Annotated in this window: 20 protein-coding genes; 8 read left to right on the forward strand and 12 right to left on the reverse strand. The window is 72.2% G+C overall.

Going from position 1 to position 16,107, the window contains the following annotated elements; genetic code table 11:
- The first annotated feature begins 62 nt into the window (after window positions 1-62).
- From ACIBCA_RS00210 to ACIBCA_RS00225, 4 genes are all read left to right on the forward strand, one after another.
- On the forward strand, window positions 63-2,342 hold the full coding sequence (locus ACIBCA_RS00210) for an MMPL family transporter (RefSeq protein WP_396280482.1): 2,280 nt from the start codon (window positions 63-65) through the stop codon (window positions 2,340-2,342).
- A gap of 271 nt (window positions 2,343-2,613) precedes the next feature.
- Window positions 2,614-3,120 (forward strand): hypothetical protein, encoded by a 507-nt coding sequence (locus ACIBCA_RS00215; RefSeq protein ID WP_396280483.1) that lies wholly within the window; start codon window positions 2,614-2,616, stop codon window positions 3,118-3,120.
- 38 nt (window positions 3,121-3,158) lie between these two features.
- The gene (locus tag ACIBCA_RS00220) at window positions 3,159-3,281 is read left to right on the forward strand and encodes a hypothetical protein (protein WP_396280484.1); all 123 of its coding nucleotides are present in this window, start codon (window positions 3,159-3,161) and stop codon (window positions 3,279-3,281) included.
- A gap of 29 nt (window positions 3,282-3,310) precedes the next feature.
- Window positions 3,311-3,910, forward strand: coding sequence for a cation transporter (locus ACIBCA_RS00225; RefSeq protein WP_396280485.1), 600 nt, complete (start codon window positions 3,311-3,313; stop codon window positions 3,908-3,910).
- 192 nt (window positions 3,911-4,102) lie between these two features.
- On the opposite strand, the gene ACIBCA_RS00230 is transcribed toward ACIBCA_RS00225, so the two are convergent.
- From ACIBCA_RS00230 to ACIBCA_RS00240, 3 genes are read right to left on the reverse strand one after another with little or no spacing between them, the layout of a single operon-like run.
- Window positions 4,103-5,023 carry an alpha/beta hydrolase gene (locus ACIBCA_RS00230; protein ID WP_396280486.1) on the reverse strand — a complete coding sequence of 307 codons (921 nt, stop codon included), beginning with the start codon at window positions 5,021-5,023 and terminating at the stop codon, window positions 4,103-4,105.
- 50 nt (window positions 5,024-5,073) lie between these two features.
- Window positions 5,074-5,841 carry an SDR family oxidoreductase gene (locus ACIBCA_RS00235; RefSeq protein ID WP_396280487.1) on the reverse strand — a complete coding sequence of 256 codons (768 nt, stop codon included), beginning with the start codon at window positions 5,839-5,841 and terminating at the stop codon, window positions 5,074-5,076.
- Window positions 5,842-5,887: 46 nt separating this feature from the next.
- Window positions 5,888-6,301, reverse strand: coding sequence for a cupin domain-containing protein (locus ACIBCA_RS00240; protein WP_396280488.1), 414 nt, complete (start codon window positions 6,299-6,301; stop codon window positions 5,888-5,890).
- Between the two features lie 244 nt (window positions 6,302-6,545).
- On the opposite strand from ACIBCA_RS00240, the gene ACIBCA_RS00245 reads away from it, so the two are divergent.
- The gene (locus tag ACIBCA_RS00245) at window positions 6,546-7,442 is read left to right on the forward strand and encodes a helix-turn-helix transcriptional regulator (protein WP_396280489.1); all 897 of its coding nucleotides are present in this window, start codon (window positions 6,546-6,548) and stop codon (window positions 7,440-7,442) included.
- Window positions 7,439-8,332 carry a helix-turn-helix domain-containing protein gene (locus ACIBCA_RS00250; RefSeq protein WP_396280490.1) on the forward strand — a complete coding sequence of 298 codons (894 nt, stop codon included), beginning with the start codon at window positions 7,439-7,441 and terminating at the stop codon, window positions 8,330-8,332. The genes ACIBCA_RS00245 and ACIBCA_RS00250 overlap by 4 nt, the downstream gene beginning before the upstream one ends.
- 201 nt (window positions 8,333-8,533) lie before the next feature.
- Here ACIBCA_RS00250 and ACIBCA_RS00255 read toward each other — a convergent pair whose 3' ends face one another.
- The 5 genes from ACIBCA_RS00255 to ACIBCA_RS00275 all read right to left on the reverse strand — a co-directional run bounded on the left by ACIBCA_RS00255 (window position 8,534) and on the right by ACIBCA_RS00275 (window position 12,839).
- Window positions 8,534-8,914 (reverse strand): CBS domain-containing protein, encoded by a 381-nt coding sequence (locus tag ACIBCA_RS00255; RefSeq protein WP_396280491.1) that lies wholly within the window; start codon window positions 8,912-8,914, stop codon window positions 8,534-8,536.
- Between the two features lie 207 nt (window positions 8,915-9,121).
- Window positions 9,122-10,639 carry a DEAD/DEAH box helicase gene (locus tag ACIBCA_RS00260; protein WP_396280492.1) on the reverse strand — a complete coding sequence of 506 codons (1,518 nt, stop codon included), beginning with the start codon at window positions 10,637-10,639 and terminating at the stop codon, window positions 9,122-9,124.
- Between the two features lie 367 nt (window positions 10,640-11,006).
- A complete protein-coding gene (locus tag ACIBCA_RS00265; protein WP_030918248.1) occupies window positions 11,007-11,210 on the reverse strand; it encodes a cold-shock protein in 204 nt (67 codons plus the stop codon).
- Between the two features lie 459 nt (window positions 11,211-11,669).
- On the reverse strand, window positions 11,670-11,975 hold the full coding sequence (locus tag ACIBCA_RS00270; RefSeq protein WP_396281209.1) for a MerR family transcriptional regulator: 306 nt from the start codon (window positions 11,973-11,975) through the stop codon (window positions 11,670-11,672).
- 651 nt (window positions 11,976-12,626) lie between these two features.
- Complete coding sequence (locus ACIBCA_RS00275) at window positions 12,627-12,839, reverse strand: hypothetical protein (RefSeq protein WP_396280493.1); 213 nt, start codon at window positions 12,837-12,839, stop codon at window positions 12,627-12,629.
- A gap of 285 nt (window positions 12,840-13,124) precedes the next feature.
- On the opposite strand from ACIBCA_RS00275, the gene ACIBCA_RS00280 reads away from it, so the two are divergent.
- On the forward strand, window positions 13,125-13,514 hold the full coding sequence (locus ACIBCA_RS00280; RefSeq protein WP_396280494.1) for a hypothetical protein: 390 nt from the start codon (window positions 13,125-13,127) through the stop codon (window positions 13,512-13,514).
- A 148-nt stretch (window positions 13,515-13,662) separates the two neighbouring features.
- Here ACIBCA_RS00280 and ACIBCA_RS00285 read toward each other — a convergent pair whose 3' ends face one another.
- The 4 genes from ACIBCA_RS00285 to ACIBCA_RS00300 all read right to left on the reverse strand — a co-directional run bounded on the left by ACIBCA_RS00285 (window position 13,663) and on the right by ACIBCA_RS00300 (window position 15,161).
- A complete protein-coding gene (locus tag ACIBCA_RS00285; protein ID WP_396280495.1) occupies window positions 13,663-13,827 on the reverse strand; it encodes a hypothetical protein in 165 nt (54 codons plus the stop codon).
- 60 nt (window positions 13,828-13,887) lie between these two features.
- Window positions 13,888-14,091 (reverse strand): CsbD family protein, encoded by a 204-nt coding sequence (locus ACIBCA_RS00290; protein ID WP_396280496.1) that lies wholly within the window; start codon window positions 14,089-14,091, stop codon window positions 13,888-13,890.
- 175 nt (window positions 14,092-14,266) lie between these two features.
- Window positions 14,267-14,605 (reverse strand): STAS domain-containing protein, encoded by a 339-nt coding sequence (locus ACIBCA_RS00295; protein ID WP_396280497.1) that lies wholly within the window; start codon window positions 14,603-14,605, stop codon window positions 14,267-14,269.
- Window positions 14,606-14,726: 121 nt separating this feature from the next.
- Complete coding sequence (locus tag ACIBCA_RS00300; RefSeq protein WP_396280498.1) at window positions 14,727-15,161, reverse strand: Hsp20/alpha crystallin family protein; 435 nt, start codon at window positions 15,159-15,161, stop codon at window positions 14,727-14,729.
- Between the two features lie 109 nt (window positions 15,162-15,270).
- On the opposite strand from ACIBCA_RS00300, the gene ACIBCA_RS00305 reads away from it, so the two are divergent.
- Window positions 15,271-15,942 carry a type III effector protein gene (locus ACIBCA_RS00305; protein WP_396280499.1) on the forward strand — a complete coding sequence of 224 codons (672 nt, stop codon included), beginning with the start codon at window positions 15,271-15,273 and terminating at the stop codon, window positions 15,940-15,942.
- Window positions 15,943-16,107 lie beyond the last annotated feature (165 nt).

Genomic DNA, 16,107 nt, shown 5'->3' on the forward strand with positions numbered 1-16,107 from the left:
GCGTTACGAGGCATAACGCTTTTGCGGGGCGCCGCCCCTCGCCACGTACGACGGAGGAACTCATGTCCCAGGCAGCACGCGACGAAGGACGGCCGACCGCCGGGAGCCGGGGCCCGCACCGGCCCGGCCCGCTCGGCCGAATAGCCGGCTGGAGCTTCCGCCACCGGGGCCGCACGGTGCTGCTGTGGCTGCTCGCCGCCGGCGCGGTCTTCGGCCTCTCGGCCGGTTTCGGCGCGAAGTACAGCGCGGACTACAGCGCCCCCGGCTCGGACTCCAAGCAGGCCCAGCAGCTGCTCGCGCGCGACTTCCCCGGGCTCGGCGGCGAGTCGATCAACCTGGTGCTGTCGGCCGACGGCGGCGTGACCGACGCCGCCACCCGCGCCCGGGCCAAGGACCTGCTCACGCGGATGGCCGCCGTGCCGCACGTCAGCGGCATCGACGACCCGTACGGCCCGCGCGGCAAGGTGTCACCCGACGGCCGCACGGCGCTCGGGCAGCTCCACCTCGACGTCGCCAACGCTCCCGACATGCCCAAGGCCGACACCCAGCGCCTGCTCGACCTCGCCGCCACGGCCTCCGACGGACTCGGCTCTAACGGACTCGGCTCCGGCGGACTCCGGGTCCACCTGGGCGGCATGACCGTCCAGCAGGCCGAACAGGGCGCGATCGGCTCCGAGGGCATCGGCATGGCGGCCGCCGCCGTGATCCTGGTGATCACCTTCGGCTCGGTCGTCGCCGCCGGCCTGCCGCTGCTCACCGCCCTCGGCGGGCTCGCCGTCAGCACCACCGCGCTGCCCGTCCTCGCCGCGGTCATGCCGGTGCCGGACTGGTCGACCTCGCTCGCCGCGATGCTCGGCATCGGCGTCGGCATCGACTACGCGCTGCTCCTGGTCACCCGGTTCCGCGAGTGGCGCGCCGAGGGGCTGGCGCCCGAGGAGGCCACGGTCGCCGCCCTCGACACCGCCGGGCGCGCGGTCGTGGTCGCCGGGCTGACCGTGGTGGTCAGCATGCTCGGGCTGTTCGCGATGGGCCTGTCCTTCATGCGCGGGGCGGCCGTCTCGGCGGTCCTCTCCCTCCTGGTGGTCCTCGCCGCCTCCGCGACCCTCTTCCCCGCCCTGCTCGGCTACCTCGGCCGGCACATCGAGCGCCTCCGACTGCCGCTGCCGCGGCGCCGCAGCCCCGAGCAGCCGGCGGGCACCGGCTGGCTGCGCTGGAGCCGCCTGGTCCAGCGCCACCGCGTCCTCGGCGCCGTCACCGGGGTGCTCGTCCTGCTGGCGCTGGCGGCGCCGTTCCTCGGCGTCCGCTTCGGCTTCCCCGACGCGGGCAACGATCCCGCCGGCCGCTCCAACCGGCAGGCGTACGACACGGTGGCCGCCGGCTTCGGACCGGGCAGCAACGGCCCGCTCGTCCTGGTCGCCGAACTGGCGCCCGGCACCCGGCCCGACGCGGCGGCCTCACTCCCCGACAGGCTGCGGTCGGTGCCCGGCGTGGTGGCCGTCACCCCGCCGCTGCCCAGCGCCGACGGCCACTCCCTGCTCCTGACGGTCGCTCCGGCGACCGGGCCGCAGAGCACGGCCACCAAGGCCCTGGTCCGTGAGCTCCGCGAGCACGTCCTGCCGACCGCCGCCGGCCCCGGCGTCCGGGTGCACGTCGGCGGGGCGACCGCCGCCGCGATCGACAGCACCGACAACATCGCCCGCCGCATCCCGCTGCTCGTCGGCGGCGTGGTCACGGTGTCGATGCTCCTGCTGCTCGTCGCCTTCCGCAGTCTGGCCGTCGCCCTCAAGGCCGCCGTGATGAACCTGCTCTCCGTGGGCGCCGCGTACGGCGTGGTCGCCCTCGTCCTGCGGGGTGGCACCGCCGGCCGTCTGATCGGCATCGACAACCCCACCCCGCTGCCCGCCTTCGTCCCCGTCCTGACCTTCGCCGTCCTGTTCGGCCTCTCGATGGACTACGAGGTGTTCCTGGTCAGCCGCATGCGCGAGGCCTGGCTGCACTCGGGCGACAACGCGCAGTCCATCGTCACCGGCCTCGCGGGCACCGCCCGGGTGATCACCGCGGCGGCGGCCATCATGGTCTCCGTCTTCGCGGCCTTCGTCCCCTCCCCCGACCTCCCGATCAAGGTGATCGGCGTCGGCATGGGCTCGGCCATCCTGATCGACGCCACCCTCGTCCGCCTGCTCCTGGTCCCCGCCGTCATGCACCTCCTCGGCGGCGCCAACTGGTGGCTCCCCTCCTGGCTCGACCGCCGCCTCCCCCACCTCCACATCGAGGGCCACACCGAGCGCTACCGCCCCTCCCCCGCCCCCACAGGCCCTCGCCCCACCGCAACGGTCGGCTGAGTAGCCGCACCCTCCACTTCTGCCGGACGATCAGATTCCGACTATGGACGAATAGAAATGGTCACCATCATTCATCTCACGATTCGTCATGTTCCTTGAAGGTAGCGTGATCGAACAGAGCTCGTCCGTTCGGCCGGGCTTCTGTACCCGCGGGAGGCAGAACACATGGCACCGGCCACCGCCACCGCCGGCCTGATCCGCCTCGGCTGACCCCGCACGGCACACCGACCCCAGCCCGCCCGCGCAACTCCCAGATCGAAGGATGGACACCATGCCCTTGACCGCGAATGACCTTGCCGTGCTCGGCGGAGTGCCGATCACCATTCGGTCGGCCTCCTTCCCGAATGTGTTCCTGCGCATGGACGCCGCCGGAGTGGTCGCCAACACCGCCCCCGGCGGAGGGAAGGTCAACTGCCAGTTCGGCTCCGGCCCCCAGACTGCGGTCAGACTCCAAGCCCAGGGGAACAACACCTACGCCATCGAGTCGGCGGCCTCCCCGAACGTGTTCCTCCGCATGGACGCCAGCGCGGTTCCCACCAGCGGAGCCGGCGGAGGAACGGTCAACTGCCAGTACACCGCCGGGCTCTACGAGAAGTTCATCCTCCTCGCGCAGCCCAACGGCTCGTTCGTCATCGGGTCGGCGACCTTCCAGAACGCATGCCTGCGCATGGCGACGGGATCCGGGGTGACCGCCGCCACCGGCCCCGGGGGAACGGTGAACTGTCAGCTCGCCACCATCAGCGACTCGGGAACCACGTTCTATCTCGACATAGCCTGACCAAAACGCAGTACGCCTCCGGCCCGGTGAGTTCGAGGATGTTCCAGATCCCCGTCCCCACCCAGGCCGGAGGCGCCCGGCTCTCCAGCCGGCCAGGTCGTCCCGAGCGCGGCACGGAGGCGGCCGCCCTGCCGGGCGAGACCCTCCTCCTCCACTTCTGAGGATCGACGTGATCTGCGAGAATCCGCCGGTGAACACCCTGGACGCCGTCTCCCACCAGACCCTGCTCCGCCGGGGTTTCGCCCTCGAATACACCACTCTGGGCTGGAACGTGATCGGCATCGTGGTGCTCGCGATCGCCGCGATCAACGCCCGCTCCGTCGCGCTGGCCGGCTTCGGCCTGGACTCCCTGATCGAGATCGGCGCCTCCACCGTCGTGATCTGGGAACTGTCCGGCACCGGCGAGGACCGGCGGAAGCGGGCGCTGAAACTGATCGGGCTTGGCTTCGGGCTGCTCGGGCTCTACCTGCTGGCGCAGTCGACGATCGTCCTGGTCAGCGGCTTCCACCCGCACCACTCGACGCTCGGAATCGCCTGGACGGCCATCACCGCCGCCGTGATGTTCGCACTCGCCTCCGGCAAGGCCCGCACCGGCGCGGCCCTGGACAACCCCGTACTCAGGACCGAGGGCCGGGTCACCCTGATCGACGGCCTACTCGCCGCCGCCGTCCTGCTCGGCCTGGTCCTCAACAGCACCCTCGGCTGGTGGTGGGCGGACCCGGCCGCCGGGTACGTGCTGGTCTACTACGCCGCCCGCGAGGTCCGCGAGATCTTCTTCGGCGAGCACTGACCACGCAGCGCCCCTCCCCCCACCGCTACCGCCGCCCAGGCCAGCGCGGCTCCACCTGCTCCAAGGCGGCCTCCCGGCCCCGCTCCGCCCGGCGGCCGGACCGTCTGCTCCGGCCCGGACCGCGACATACGTGGACGGGTGGGGACGGCACCCGGGAGGTGTCCGGGCGCCGCCCCCGTGGGTCGGGGTCGCTCAGGCGCGGGGGGCGAGGTTGTCGTTGAAGAACGGCACGGCTTCCCGGACGGCCTGGTCGACGTACTTGGGCACGTCGTAGAAGTCCATGTGGGTGCCGCCCTCGACGATGACGAGCTTCTTGGGGCCGCGGGCCTTGGCGTGCAGCTCGGTGCTGTGCCACAGCGAGCCGGCCTCGCTGCCGGCGACCATCAGGAGCGGCTGGGTGAGCAGGTCCTCGACGAGGTGGAAGGCGTCGAAGGCGAGGATGCGCGGGATGCTCAGGCCCAGGAGGTACTGGTTCCGGGCGTTCGGGTGCTGGGCGCGGGGGGTGAGGTAGTAGTCGTGGGCCTCGGCGAGGTCGCGCGGGGTGTTCCCGTCGAGCTCGGCCGGGACGTAGGGGGCCATGACGGGCTCGGCGCCGGTGGCGGCCTGGGCCTGCCGGGCCTGGGAGGCGGCGTCGCGCACCGGCAGGGCCGCGCTGTCCTGGTCGGCGCCGTACCAGCCCTTGCGCCAGGCGCTGCCGATGTTGAGGGCGCTGACCGTGGCCACGGCCCGGATCCGGGAGTCGGTCATGGTGGCGTTGACGGCGTAGCCGCCGCCGGCGCAGACGCCCAGGACGCCGACGCGGTCGGCGTCGACGTAGGGCAGGGACTGCAGGTGGTCGACGGCGGCGTGGACGTCCTCGACCCGGCGCGCGGGGTCCTCCAGGAAGTGCGGCTCGCCGCCGCTCTCACCCTGGTAGGAGGCGTCGAAGGCCAGGGCCACGAAGCCCTGTTCGGCGAGCTTCTTCGCGTAGAGGCCAGCGGTCTGCTCCTTGACGCCGCCGCCCGGGTGGACGGTGACGATCGCGGGGTAGCTGCCGTTCGGGTCGAAGTCCTCGGGGAGGAACAGGTTGCCGGCCATGGTGATCGGGCCGTTGGGGAAGGTGGTGGACTGCATGGTGGTGCTCCTGGTGACGGGGGTGTGCGAAGGGGGGCTCGGGGACGGGCTCAGCGGGCGCGCAGGTGGTCGAGGTCCTCGCGGACGCGGGCCGGTTCGCGCTCCAGGGGCAGGTTGGCGCGGTCCTCGACGGCGTCCAGGGCGCCTGCGGCGTCGGGCCTGGCCTGGGCGAACAGGGCGGTGAAGTCGGTGGTCGAGGGGCCGGGGCCGGAGAACGCCTCGAAGGTGCGGCCGACCGCCTCGTCGTCGAGCAGGGCGGCGACCAGCAGGCGGGCGAGGGCCGTGCGGTCGATGCCGTCCTCGCCGGTATCTCCCTGTTCGACGCGCAGGTGGTCCCCGCCGGGCCCGGCGTCCAGCCAGCCGGGCCGCACGATCGTGTAGGGGGCGCCGCTGAGCCGCACGAGGCGCTCGGAGCGGCGTTTCCAGTCCAGGGCGTGGCCGCCCTGGTTGAAGGGGTGGTCGCGGCGGGTGACGAAGATCGTCGTCTGCAGGACGATCCTGGGGCGCCGGTCGCCGAGTGCGGCCAGGACGTGGGCGACGCCGCCGTAGTCGACGCGCTCGAAGGAGTCGGGGCGGGCGTCGTCGTCGGAGCCGTGGACGAAGACCACCGCGTCGACGCCGCGTACGGCGTCGGCCAGGGCCTCGGGCGACTCCAGGTCGGCGACGGCGATCTCGGTGCCGGGCAGCAGCCGGCGGGCGTGGGCCTCGTTGCGGGCCAGGGCGACGGGGGTCAGGCCCCGGTCCTTCGCGGCGGCGACGACGTGCCGGCCGGTGCGGCCGGTGGCCCCGACGACGAGGACCCGGTTGACGGTGCTCATGGCGGTTGTGCCTTCCTTCCGGACGAGAGTGGGGGTGGGCGGCCGGTCAGTGGCTGGTGGTGCGGGCGGCGGCGTACTGCTCGTCGGTGACGGGCTCCAGCCAGGTGGTCTCCGGGCTGCCGTCACCGGGCCCCTCCCACATCGCCAGGTGCTCCATGAACCGGTCCGGCGCCGCACCGTGCCAGTGCTCCTCACCGGGAGGGCAGACCACGAGCTCGCCGGGGCGGGCTTCGAGGACCACTCCGTCGCGGGTGCCGACCAGGGCGGTGCCGGAGACGACGTGCAGGCTCTGGCCCAGCACGTGGGAGTGCCAGTGGGTGCGGGCGCCGGGGGCGAAGCGCACCAGGTTGACCCGCATCCGGGACGGGGCCTGGCCGGGGTGGACCACGTCCCACCACACGTCGCCCGTGAACCACTCGGCCGGGGCCTTGCTCGTGGCCGCGGATTCGACGAATTCCATGAATTTCTCTCCCGATGATCGTGTGCCCCGCGCCAGATGTCCCGGCGGTGCGCAACGGCGGAGATTCACGAATCTCCGCGACCGGACATCTCCCGGATTCCAGGAAGTGTTCTGCGGGGCACACCACAAACACTCGCACGCCCCGCTGTCCCGTTGAAGAGGAGATTTCCTTCCCGGGAGGGACTTATCCAGGGAGGAAACTCTCCCTCCCACCGGACTTGCGTCACGGGTCAGACTGGATCGCATGACCAGCAACGCGCATCCCGAGGAGCTCGGGGCCTTCCTCAGGGCCCGCCGGGCCGAGCTGAGCCCCCGCACCGTCGGACTTCCCGCAGACACCGGGCGCCGGCGCGTGGCCGGGCTGCGCAGGGAGGAGGTCGCCCAGCTGGCGGCCATCAGCACCGACTACTACACCCGCCTGGAGCAGGGGCGCATCCAGGCGTCGGCGCCGGTGCTCGACGCCCTCACCCGCGTCCTGCACCTGGACGACGACCAGCGCGACTACATGCTCGGGCTCGCCGGACGGCCCGACAACCGGCCCCCTCGCCGCACCCTGCAGAAGGTCCAGCCGAGACTGCGCCGACTGCTGGACGACCTGAACACCACCCCCGCGATCGTCCTCGGCCGGCGCATGGACATCCTCGCCTGGAATCCGCTCGCGGCCGCCCTGGTCGCCGATTTCTCGGAAATCCCGGAGAAACAGCGGAACTACATACGGCTCGTCTTCACCGACCCGAGAATGCGGGAACTCTACGCCGACTGGGAGAGCGTCGCCCACACCTGCGTGGCCCAACTGCGCATGGAGGCCGCCCGCGATCCCGGAAACCCCCGCCTCGCCGCCCTGGTCGGCGAACTCTCCCTCCAGGACGCCGACTTCCGCCGCTGGTGGGCCGCCCACCACGTCGCCGTCCGCGGGATCGGCACCAAGACCCTGCGACACCCCGTCGTCGGCGACCTCACCCTCGACTGGGACACCCTCGCCAGCACCACCGACACCGACCAGCAGCTCGTCCTCTGGACCGCCGAACCCGGCACCCCCACCCACGACGCCCTGCGCATCCTCGCCTCCTGGACCGACACCGGCCCCGCCCGCGACGCACCCCACCGCCCGCCCAGCACCCCTGCCAGACTGGAACCATGAACAGCCACGCCGGCGACCCGAAGGAACTCGGGACCTTCCTCAGGGCCCGACGCGCCGAACTCGACCCCCACCAGGTCGGCCTGCCCGCCACCGGGACGCCCAGACGGGTCGCGGGCCTGCGCCGCGAGGAGGTCGCCCGGCTGGCATCGATCAGCACCGACTACTACACCCGCGTCGAACAGGGCCGGATGCCCGCCTCCGCCCCCGTCCTGGAAGCCCTCGCCCGCGCCCTGCACCTGAGCGCCGACCAGCGCACCTACCTCCTCGGCCTCGCCGGACGGCCTCCGAGCGATCCGCCCGCCCCCTCGGGCGCGCAGGTCAGCGAATCGGGCCGGCGCCTCCTCGGCCAGCTCACCACCTGTCCGGCCCTCGTGCTCACCGACACCATGGACGTCCTCGCCTGGAACCCCCTGGCCGCCGCCCTGCTCACCGACTTCGCGCTCCACCCCGAGCCGCGGCGCAACTACGTCTGGCTCCTCTTCAACGACCCGGCCCTGCGCGACCGCTACGGCGACTGGGACGGCGGCGCCCGCTCCTGCGTGGCCTACCTGCGCATGAACACCGCCGGCCGCACCGACGACCCCCGCCTGCACCGGCTCCTCGCGCAGATGGCCGACCAACCCGACTTCCAGCGGTGGTGGCAGGGCCACGAGGTCGCCGTCCAGGGCGCGGGCAACAAGCACTTCCGCCACCCGCTCGTCGGCGACCTCACCCTGGACTGGGACACCCTCACCAGCTCCACCACCCCCGACCAGCACATCGTCGTCTGGACCGCCCAGCCCGGCAGCCCCTCCGAACACCGCCTGCACGAACTCGCCGCCGCAGTCTCCGCCCACGGACCAACGGCGGGGCTTCGGGACGGGCAGCCGGTGGCGCCGGGCCTGGAGTAACGCGGCCCGACCTACGGCATCCGCCCCTTCGACACCGCCGTCATCGACCCTTCGAACGGTCGGCCTGAGCCGCGCAGCCGGCCCTTCCGTTCGCGTGGCCGCACAGGCCCAGCCCGCGAGCTCGCTTGCTCGCGCTCGCGCCCCCGCGCTCGGAGGTCGCCTCCCGATCAGGCGTGCTGACAGCGCTCGTCGTCCGTACCTCTACAGGCTGAGCAGGCCGACGGCGTGTCCGTCGTGGTCCACCACCGCCCACGTGTCCAGGCCGCGGGAGCGCATGGCGGCGGCAGCGGTGGCGGCGGGCATGCCGGTGGTGGCGAAGGGGGCCCGGTCGAGGGTCACGTCGCGTACCGGCGTGCGCTCGGTGTACCAGGACCGGGCCTGGAACGGCGCCAGGTGGAGGCGGGTCAGCAGCCCGGCGCAGCGGCCGTCCTCGTCGCGGACGAGGAGGTGGTCCGCGCCGGAGCTCTGCAGGATGTCCATCGCGGCGTCGACCATGACATCGTCGCTGATCTGCAACTCGGGGTGTTTCATGAGATCGCCGACCGTGGCGGTGGTCGGCGGATCCTGGATCGTGGTGGTCACGGGCTGACTCCTTCGTGTCTCTCCGGCCGAGGCCGGCGGTGATGATCAGGGCCCTGATGGCGGATGGGCCGACAGGCCGCGCGGGGGCGGGCCGCAGCGCTGAACGACTCCGCGCGCGGCCGCCACGGGAATCCGGTGTCACCGACCCCGCGATCTGTGCGGCCCCGGTCCGCCTCGGGAGCCGGGTCCGGGGGTGCTAGTGCCGCGTCAGGCGGCGAGAGCGACGCGCTTGGGGGCCCGGCGGCGGGAGGAGCTTTGGTTGCCTCGGCTCGGGGTGGCCCGGGTGTCACCGACGGTCTGGGCGGGACGGCCGCGGCGGCCGCGGTTCGCGGAGGAGGTGCGGCGCGGCCGTTCGACGACGGGTTCGGCGATCACGGTCGGGATCCCGGTGGGCACCCGGGCGCCGGTGATACGGGCCAGCTCCTCGTCGCCGGCGCTGACCTTGGTGGTGACGGGGGTGATGGCGGCGGTGGCCATCATGCGGGTCATCTCGCGGCGCTGGTTGGGCAGCACCAGCGTGACGACGGTGCCGGACTCACCGGCGCGGGCGGTGCGGCCGCCCCGGTGGAGGTAGTCCTTGTGGTCGGCGGGCGGGTCCAGGTTGACGACCAGGTCGAGTCCGTCGATGTGGATGCCACGGGCGGCGACGTTGGTCGCGATCAACGCGGTGACCTGGCCGGTGCGGAACTGCTCCAGGGTGCGGGTGCGCTGGGGCTGGGACTTGCCGCCGTGGAGGGCCGCGGCCTTGACCCCGTTGGCGAGCAGGTCCTCCACCAGCGCGTCGGCGGAGTCCCGGGTGCCGGTGAACATGATCACCCCGCCGTCTCGGGAGGCGATGTGGGCGATCGTGGCGCTCTTGTCGAACTTCTGCACATGGAGCACGTGGTGCTCCATGGTGCTGACCGCTCCGGCGGACGGGTCCACCGAGTGGGTTACCGGGTCGTTGAGGAAGCGGCGCACCAGGCGGTCGACGTTGCGGTCCAGGGTGGCGGAGAACAGCATGGTCTGGCAGCCTTCGGCGACCTGGTCGAGGAGCTCGGTGACCTGCGGCAGGAAGCCCATGTCGGCCATCTGGTCGGCCTCGTCGAGCACCGCGATGCCGACCCCGTCCAGCTGGCAGTCGCCGCGCTGGATCAGGTCCTTGAGTCGGCCGGGGGTCGCCACCACGACCTCCGCGCCCCGGTTCAGCGCGTGTGCCTGGCGGCCGATCGACACCCCGCCGACCACGGTCGCCATCCGCAGGCGCACCGCGTGGGCGAAGGGGGTGAGGGCGTCGGTGACCTGCTGCGCGAGTTCGCGGGTGGGGACCAGCACCAGGGCCAGCGGGCGGCGCGGCTCGGCCTTCTGCCCTGCGGTGCGGGCCAGCACGGCGAGACCGAACGCGATGGTCTTGCCGGAGCCGGTGCGGCCACGGCCCAGGACGTCGCGGCCGGCCAGCGAGTTCGGCAGCGTCGCGGCCTGGATCGGGAACGGTGTGGTGACGCCCTGGCGGGTCAGGGTGGAGAGCAGGGCCTTGGGCATGTCCAGTTCGTCGAACGCTTCGACGGCCGGCAGCGCCGGGGTGGTGCTAACCGGCATCGCGAACTCGCCCTGTCGGGCGGAGCCCTGACGGGAGCTGCGGCCGCCGGCCGGGCGGTCGCCGTAGAAGGACTTGCCGCCGGAGCGGGAGGATGCCGAGGAGCGGGAGTTGGCGTTCTGGTACGAGGAGCGGCTGGAGCGGTTCATGTGAAACCTTCCCGGGGCGGCACGTCGCGAGGCGGCTCCGCGGCGCAGGGCGCCGGCAGGAGGCTACAGCGGAACGGCCGGAAGTATGGGGCGCGGAGCGTGGACGGTGGAACCGTGCGGCACGTCACCTACGGTCGGCGCTCACCGCGCGGAGCGGGAGCGAGGAACCTCGAAGCCGTGTGTTGTCACGGCAGGGCGCCGGTCCGGACGCGGCGCGGTGCGTCTCGCGTGGGGATGGCCGCCGGTGGCGAAGCCAGGGGCCGGAAACGGCCGGGAGATGCGCCGTGGCGCAATGCCGAGGGGCCCGCACCAGGCGTGTGTGCGCGGTGCGGGCCCCTCGCTGCTAGGCGGGTGCCATGGCAGAAAACTACAGCGGACGAATGTTCTCGGCCTGCGGGCCCTTCTGGCCCTGCGTGACGTCGAACTCGACCTTCTGGCCCTCGAGCAGCTCGCGGAAGCCGTTGGCGTTGATGTTCGAGTAGTGGGCGAAGACGTCGGGGCCGCCACCCTCCTGCTCGATGAAGCCGAAGCCCTTTTCCGCGTTGAACCACTTCACAGTGCCATTAGCCATAAAGAAATCTCCTTCAAGGGGGCTGTCCGAAGCCCGCACAGTACGGACTTCGAGTCGCCGCGATGAGCACCCACCCGGGGAAGAGCCGGGAAAGAAAAATGCGCCTGCGAAACATCAGCAGGCGCACACGAAATTCATGGGAACCACTACTGCAACTAGGACGACAGTAGCAGGCCGCGGCCCATCGCGGCGGTATATTTCCGCCCCAGATCTTCGGAGCCCCGCCCTGGACCTGCCGGACCGGCACCGACAGGTTCGACAACACGCTTGGAGGGCAAGCTGGTTGACCGGATAGATCACCCCCTGCCCACCAGCCCGCACTCCACGCCGCACGGCCGGGCGCGTCGGGCGCGTCGGGCGCGTCGGGCTTCCATCTCATCGCGTCCCGCGTGGTGGCGACGGCCGGAGGGGGACTGCGGCACGCGTCGTGGAGATCGCGGGCCGGCAGTCCGCTCGTCCTCAGGCGTGATCGCGGCGGAGCCGTTCGTTGATGCGCAGGGCCTCTTCGAGTTGGTCTTCGAGGATGATGATGCGGCAGGCCGCGTCGAGGGGGGTTCCCTGGTCGACGATCTCGCGGGCGCGGGCGGCGATGCGCAGTTGGTAGCGGGAGTAGCGGCGGTGGCCGCCGGCTGATCGCTGGGGGGTGATGAGTTTGGCCTCGTCGAGGCTGCGCAGGAAGCCCGGCGTGGTGCCCAGGATCTCCGCGGCCCGGCCCATGGTGTAGGCGGGGTAGTCGTCGTCGTCGAACTTGGTCTCTGCGCTCATGTGATCCGCCGTGTCGTGGTCGGTGGCGAGGGTGGCCTGTTCCACCAGCACCTTCTTTCTCGGGAAACGGGTCGAGGGCCCCGGCGCTGTTGTGCGCCGGGGCCCAGGGATATGTGGATTCACTGCACCATCTACTGCACTACTGCTGCCGGCTGATTCGCCGGCCTGCGGTGTCCGCGCTGCCCGGGGGATGGGCAGGATGCGGGGATCGCGTATGCGTGACCGAGGACCACCTCTTCCATGACGTTCCATGACGATGGCTACTGCGGTGACCGCCCAGCTGGTACTGCGTGCCGTGGCGGGCGATCCGACGGGGTGAACCCTTCCCTTCTCCTCTGGTGTGCAACGTGCGTACTGCTGGTACTGCGCGTGCGCGACCGCCACCGCCCCGGACCCCACGCACAACCGGGCCCGCGACGCCTGACAGGTCACCCGTCTTCCGCCGAGAACCCCTTGCCATGACCGGGCCCCGCGTACTGACGACCTGCACGCCTCCTGCATCACTTCTGGTACAGCCAACTGCGGTACTGCCCAGGCAGTTCATGTCTGCCTGCCCTGCGGTCCTGCTCTTCCAACACGAGGAACACTACACAGACTCACGGACAATGTCTACTCCCGCCAGCACAGGTTTCCGCGTCCGGGCGCAGAGCTTTATTGCGGTGGCCCCGGTCGACCGGCACCGGTGGGATCGCCGGAGTCGGGGTGTGGGCCGAGGGCGTCGCGCAGGGCGTACAGGTCGGCGACGGTCGCCTGCTCGGCCAGGCGTGCCAGGAGCCGCCGCAGGACCCTGTCGTTGCCGTCGCGGACCGCCTCCACGATTCCGCTGAGCACGGAGGTGTCGGTGCTCGGGGCGGACTGCTGCATCTCCACTCTCCTTCGCGCCCCTGCCGGGGGCGGTGCATGGGCCGGGCCTGCGCCCTGTGGCGCCCTGGCCGGGGCGGGAGAATACCGGCTCGTCGAGGATCACTGCCGCCCCTCCACGATCCGTCGGGCTGCGGCCGAACCGCGCCCGGTATCTCTCCCAGCTATCCCACATTTTTCCATGCGGCGATCACAGCTAGTGGAAACTCCGTGCCGCGTAGCGTCCGGCTGAGTCGCGGGTCGGGGCGTCCGTGCGGGCGGCTTGCGGTGGGCACTATCCTCTGGTTCATGTCGAACCCTGATGGGCTGCTCGTCGACATCGCCGCGATGGTGGAGTCCGAGCGCAGCAACCAGATGCCTTTGACCGTGGTCGTCCCGGGGGCGGTCATCACCGGCCGCCTGGCGCCGGAGAGCCTGTGGCACGAGCGGGTGGCCGAAGTCCTCGCCGCCTCCGAGCACTTGAAGCCCTTCGCGGCGCTGTTCTCGGCACCTGCCACCGGCGCCGGTGACGGCGACGACGCGGCACCGCCCGCCGCGCCACCGACCTACCTGCATCTGCACGTCGCCCGCATCCTGCAGGGCAGCTACGGTCTGCCCCACACCGGGGGCATGTACCGGATCGCCATCGCCGACGTGAGCAGCTGGACGGTGGGGGACCTCAGCTACTCCGACCAGTGACGCCCCGCCCGGGGCGGGTTCGCCGGCGGCGCGGCACGGTCGCCGTGACCGATCTCGCCGTCGAGGGCCGCACCGCCAGGGCGTGATGTGGGGCGGGACAGCCGGGGAGGCTGTCCCGCCCCACAGGATCGGGCCTGCGGCGCCGCGCCTACCTGCGCGTGCCTCTCCCGCGGCCCAGGCGCACACCGCCGAGCACCAGGGCGGCGACGAACAGCACGGCGCCGATGACGAGCAGCCACAGCAGGCCCTTCACCAAGGCGCCGACGAAGCCGAACACCACCGCGATGAGCAGGATGAACAGGAACAGTGCCATGCCGTTGTCCTCCTCCTTCGGCCCGAACGCTCCGCGTCAGTCCTTGCGTCAGTCCTTGCGTCAGTCCTTGCGCTTGAGCGCGCCCTTCACCCGGTCGGCGGCGCCCTGCACGGCGTCCTTGACGTCGTCGGCGGCCTGCCTGACCTTCGACTCCGCCTGGTCGGCCTGGCCCTCGCCCTTGAGTTCCTGGTCTCCGGTCAGGTCGCCGGCCTTCTCCTTCACCTTGCCGGTCAGTTCCTGAGCCTTGTTCGACAGGTCACCCATCAGTTCCTCCAGAGGTTCGCCGGCGGTGCGGCGGCACCGCCCGTTCGTCATTCTTTGCCCGGTATTGCGGCTTTCATTCCTCCTGCCGTGTGGGCGGCTGCCCGCGCGGTGCGGGGTCAGGCGGCGGCCGTGGCGGGGTCGGCGAGGGGCGCTTCCCAGTGGGTCGTCACCGTGTTCACCTTCCTCCCGGGCCGGGGGTGGCCGGGGCCTTCCCGGCGGCCGGGCCGGGGGCGGGGACCAGGCGGCGGGTCAGGCCGGTGAGCTTGAGGAGGCGGGCCACGGGGCGGCTGACGCCGTGCACGACGAGACGGCGGCCGCTGTGGTCGGCCTGGCTGCGGGCCCGGAGGAGGGCGCCGAGGCCGGCGCAGTCCATGAAAGTCACCTGCGACAGGTCGAGCACCACCATGGGGTGTTCGACGAGCGCGCGTTCCAGTTCGCGGCGAAGGCGCGGAGCGGTGTCGAGGTCGATCTCGCCGCGCGCCCGGACCGTGAACGGGCTCACCAGGACGGTCATCACAGGGCTCGCAGTCCCTCCCGCCCGCCGTGGCGGGCGGGAGGACGGAAGGGGCGGGAGTGTCCCGTGCCGCCCCTTGAGGGGGATGAGGAGCGGCACGGGACGGTCTGGACGCGGCCGGTCAGGCCTGGATCTGCCTGCGGTCGCCGCTGTGGCTGATCGCGACCTTGCGGGGCTTGGCCTTCTCGGCGACCGGGATCTTCAGGGTCAGCACGCCGGCGTCGTAGTCGGCGGTGATCCCTTCCGGGTCGAGGGTGTCGGAGAGCATGACCTGCCGGGAGAACACGCCGAGCGGGCGCTCGGACAGCTCCCACCTCACGCCTTCGCCCTCGCGGCGGGGGCGGCGCTCGGCCTTGACGGTCAGCATGTTCCGCTCGACGTCGATGTCGATCGCCTGCGGGTCCACCCCGGGGAGGTCGAAGCAGATCACGTACTCGTCGCCGGCGCGGTAGGCGTCCAGCGGCATCGGGGTCGGGCGCGACCAGGTGCCGGTCGTGTTCAGGAACTGCTGGGTCAGCCGGTCCAGCTCGCGGAACGGGTCAGTGCGCATCAGCATTGCGAAACACCTCCACTGATCGATGGGTGCCAGTGCGCTTCACCTGACACCGTTGTAGCACGTCGTCCATGCGATGACAAACGAAGCGTGTCATCGATAGAATGACGTCATGAGTACGAATCCGCCGGAGCCCGACCCCCGCCCCGGGCCGGTCTCCTTCCTCGCCGCCACCGCGGCACTCGCCTCCATCGACGACGCCGTCCGCACCGCCCGCACACCCTCCTCCGCCACGCAGGGCACCGTGGAGGACGGCGCCGAGCAGGCACTTGCCGCCCTTCTTCTGCTGCGCGAGCTGCGCACCCAGCTCGCAGGCTGGGAGGCTCCGCTGGTCGAGGCCGCCCGCGCCGGCGGCGCCACCTGGGCCGATCTCGCCCGCCCCATGGGCGTCGCCAGCCGCCAGGCCGCCGAGAACCGCTACCTGCGCCTGCGCCCCACCGGCACCACCTCGCCCGGGGAGACCGGAGCCGAGCGGGTCAAGGCCGTACGCGACCGCCGGGCCGCCAGCCGCGCCGTCGGCGCCTGGGCGCGCGACCACGGCGCCGCCCTGCGTGTCCTGGCCGCCCAGATCACCGCCGCCTCCGGCCACACTCCGGCTGCCGGGCCCGCACTGACCGCACTCACCACCGCCCTCGGCGCGGCCGACCCCGCCGACCTCATAGCCCCCCTGGCCGACATGCGCCCCCACCTCGCCACCGCCCACCCCGACCTCGCCGACCGACTCGACGACCTCACCCGCCAGACCGACCGGCTCCGCGACGACAGCGACCAACGACGCGCCTGAGACCCCCGCACGCCCGCCCCGGTGCCCTCTTGGGACCGGCGAGCGGCAGGCTCCCGACACCTGCTGGACCGACCACACCCCGGGCGCGTCATGCCTGGACCGCGTGCGCAGCGGCGGGGGCCCCCCCCCCGGGGGGGGGCCCCCCGGGGGGGGTGCCCGGGGGGG

The organism is Kitasatospora sp. NPDC051170 (genome assembly GCF_044455705.1).
Classification (GTDB): Bacteria; Actinomycetota; Actinomycetes; order Streptomycetales; family Streptomycetaceae; genus Kitasatospora.

Coding starts and splice junctions, on each gene's coding strand:
- ACIBCA_RS00210 (WP_396280482.1), top strand. CDS start 63: ATGTCCCAGGCAGCACGCGACGAAGGACGGCCGACCGCCGGGAGCCGG.
- ACIBCA_RS00215 (WP_396280483.1), top strand. CDS start 2,614: ATGCCCTTGACCGCGAATGACCTTGCCGTGCTCGGCGGAGTGCCGATC.
- ACIBCA_RS00220 (WP_396280484.1), top strand. CDS start 3,159: ATGTTCCAGATCCCCGTCCCCACCCAGGCCGGAGGCGCCCGGCTCTCC.
- ACIBCA_RS00230 (WP_396280486.1), bottom strand. CDS start 5,023: ATGCAGTCCACCACCTTCCCCAACGGCCCGATCACCATGGCCGGCAAC.
- ACIBCA_RS00235 (WP_396280487.1), bottom strand. CDS start 5,841: ATGAGCACCGTCAACCGGGTCCTCGTCGTCGGGGCCACCGGCCGCACC.
- ACIBCA_RS00240 (WP_396280488.1), bottom strand. CDS start 6,301: ATGGAATTCGTCGAATCCGCGGCCACGAGCAAGGCCCCGGCCGAGTGG.
- ACIBCA_RS00245 (WP_396280489.1), top strand. CDS start 6,546: ATGACCAGCAACGCGCATCCCGAGGAGCTCGGGGCCTTCCTCAGGGCC.
- ACIBCA_RS00250 (WP_396280490.1), top strand. CDS start 7,439: ATGAACAGCCACGCCGGCGACCCGAAGGAACTCGGGACCTTCCTCAGG.
- ACIBCA_RS00260 (WP_396280492.1), bottom strand. CDS start 10,639: ATGAACCGCTCCAGCCGCTCCTCGTACCAGAACGCCAACTCCCGCTCC.
- ACIBCA_RS00265 (WP_030918248.1), bottom strand. CDS start 11,210: ATGGCTAATGGCACTGTGAAGTGGTTCAACGCGGAAAAGGGCTTCGGC.
- ACIBCA_RS00270 (WP_396281209.1), bottom strand. CDS start 11,975: ATGAGCGCAGAGACCAAGTTCGACGACGACGACTACCCCGCCTACACC.
- ACIBCA_RS00275 (WP_396280493.1), bottom strand. CDS start 12,839: ATGCAGCAGTCCGCCCCGAGCACCGACACCTCCGTGCTCAGCGGAATC.
- ACIBCA_RS00280 (WP_396280494.1), top strand. CDS start 13,125: ATGTCGAACCCTGATGGGCTGCTCGTCGACATCGCCGCGATGGTGGAG.
- ACIBCA_RS00285 (WP_396280495.1), bottom strand. CDS start 13,827: ATGGCACTGTTCCTGTTCATCCTGCTCATCGCGGTGGTGTTCGGCTTC.
- ACIBCA_RS00290 (WP_396280496.1), bottom strand. CDS start 14,091: ATGGGTGACCTGTCGAACAAGGCTCAGGAACTGACCGGCAAGGTGAAG.
- ACIBCA_RS00295 (WP_396280497.1), bottom strand. CDS start 14,605: ATGACCGTCCTGGTGAGCCCGTTCACGGTCCGGGCGCGCGGCGAGATC.
- ACIBCA_RS00300 (WP_396280498.1), bottom strand. CDS start 15,161: ATGCTGATGCGCACTGACCCGTTCCGCGAGCTGGACCGGCTGACCCAG.
- ACIBCA_RS00305 (WP_396280499.1), top strand. CDS start 15,271: ATGAGTACGAATCCGCCGGAGCCCGACCCCCGCCCCGGGCCGGTCTCC.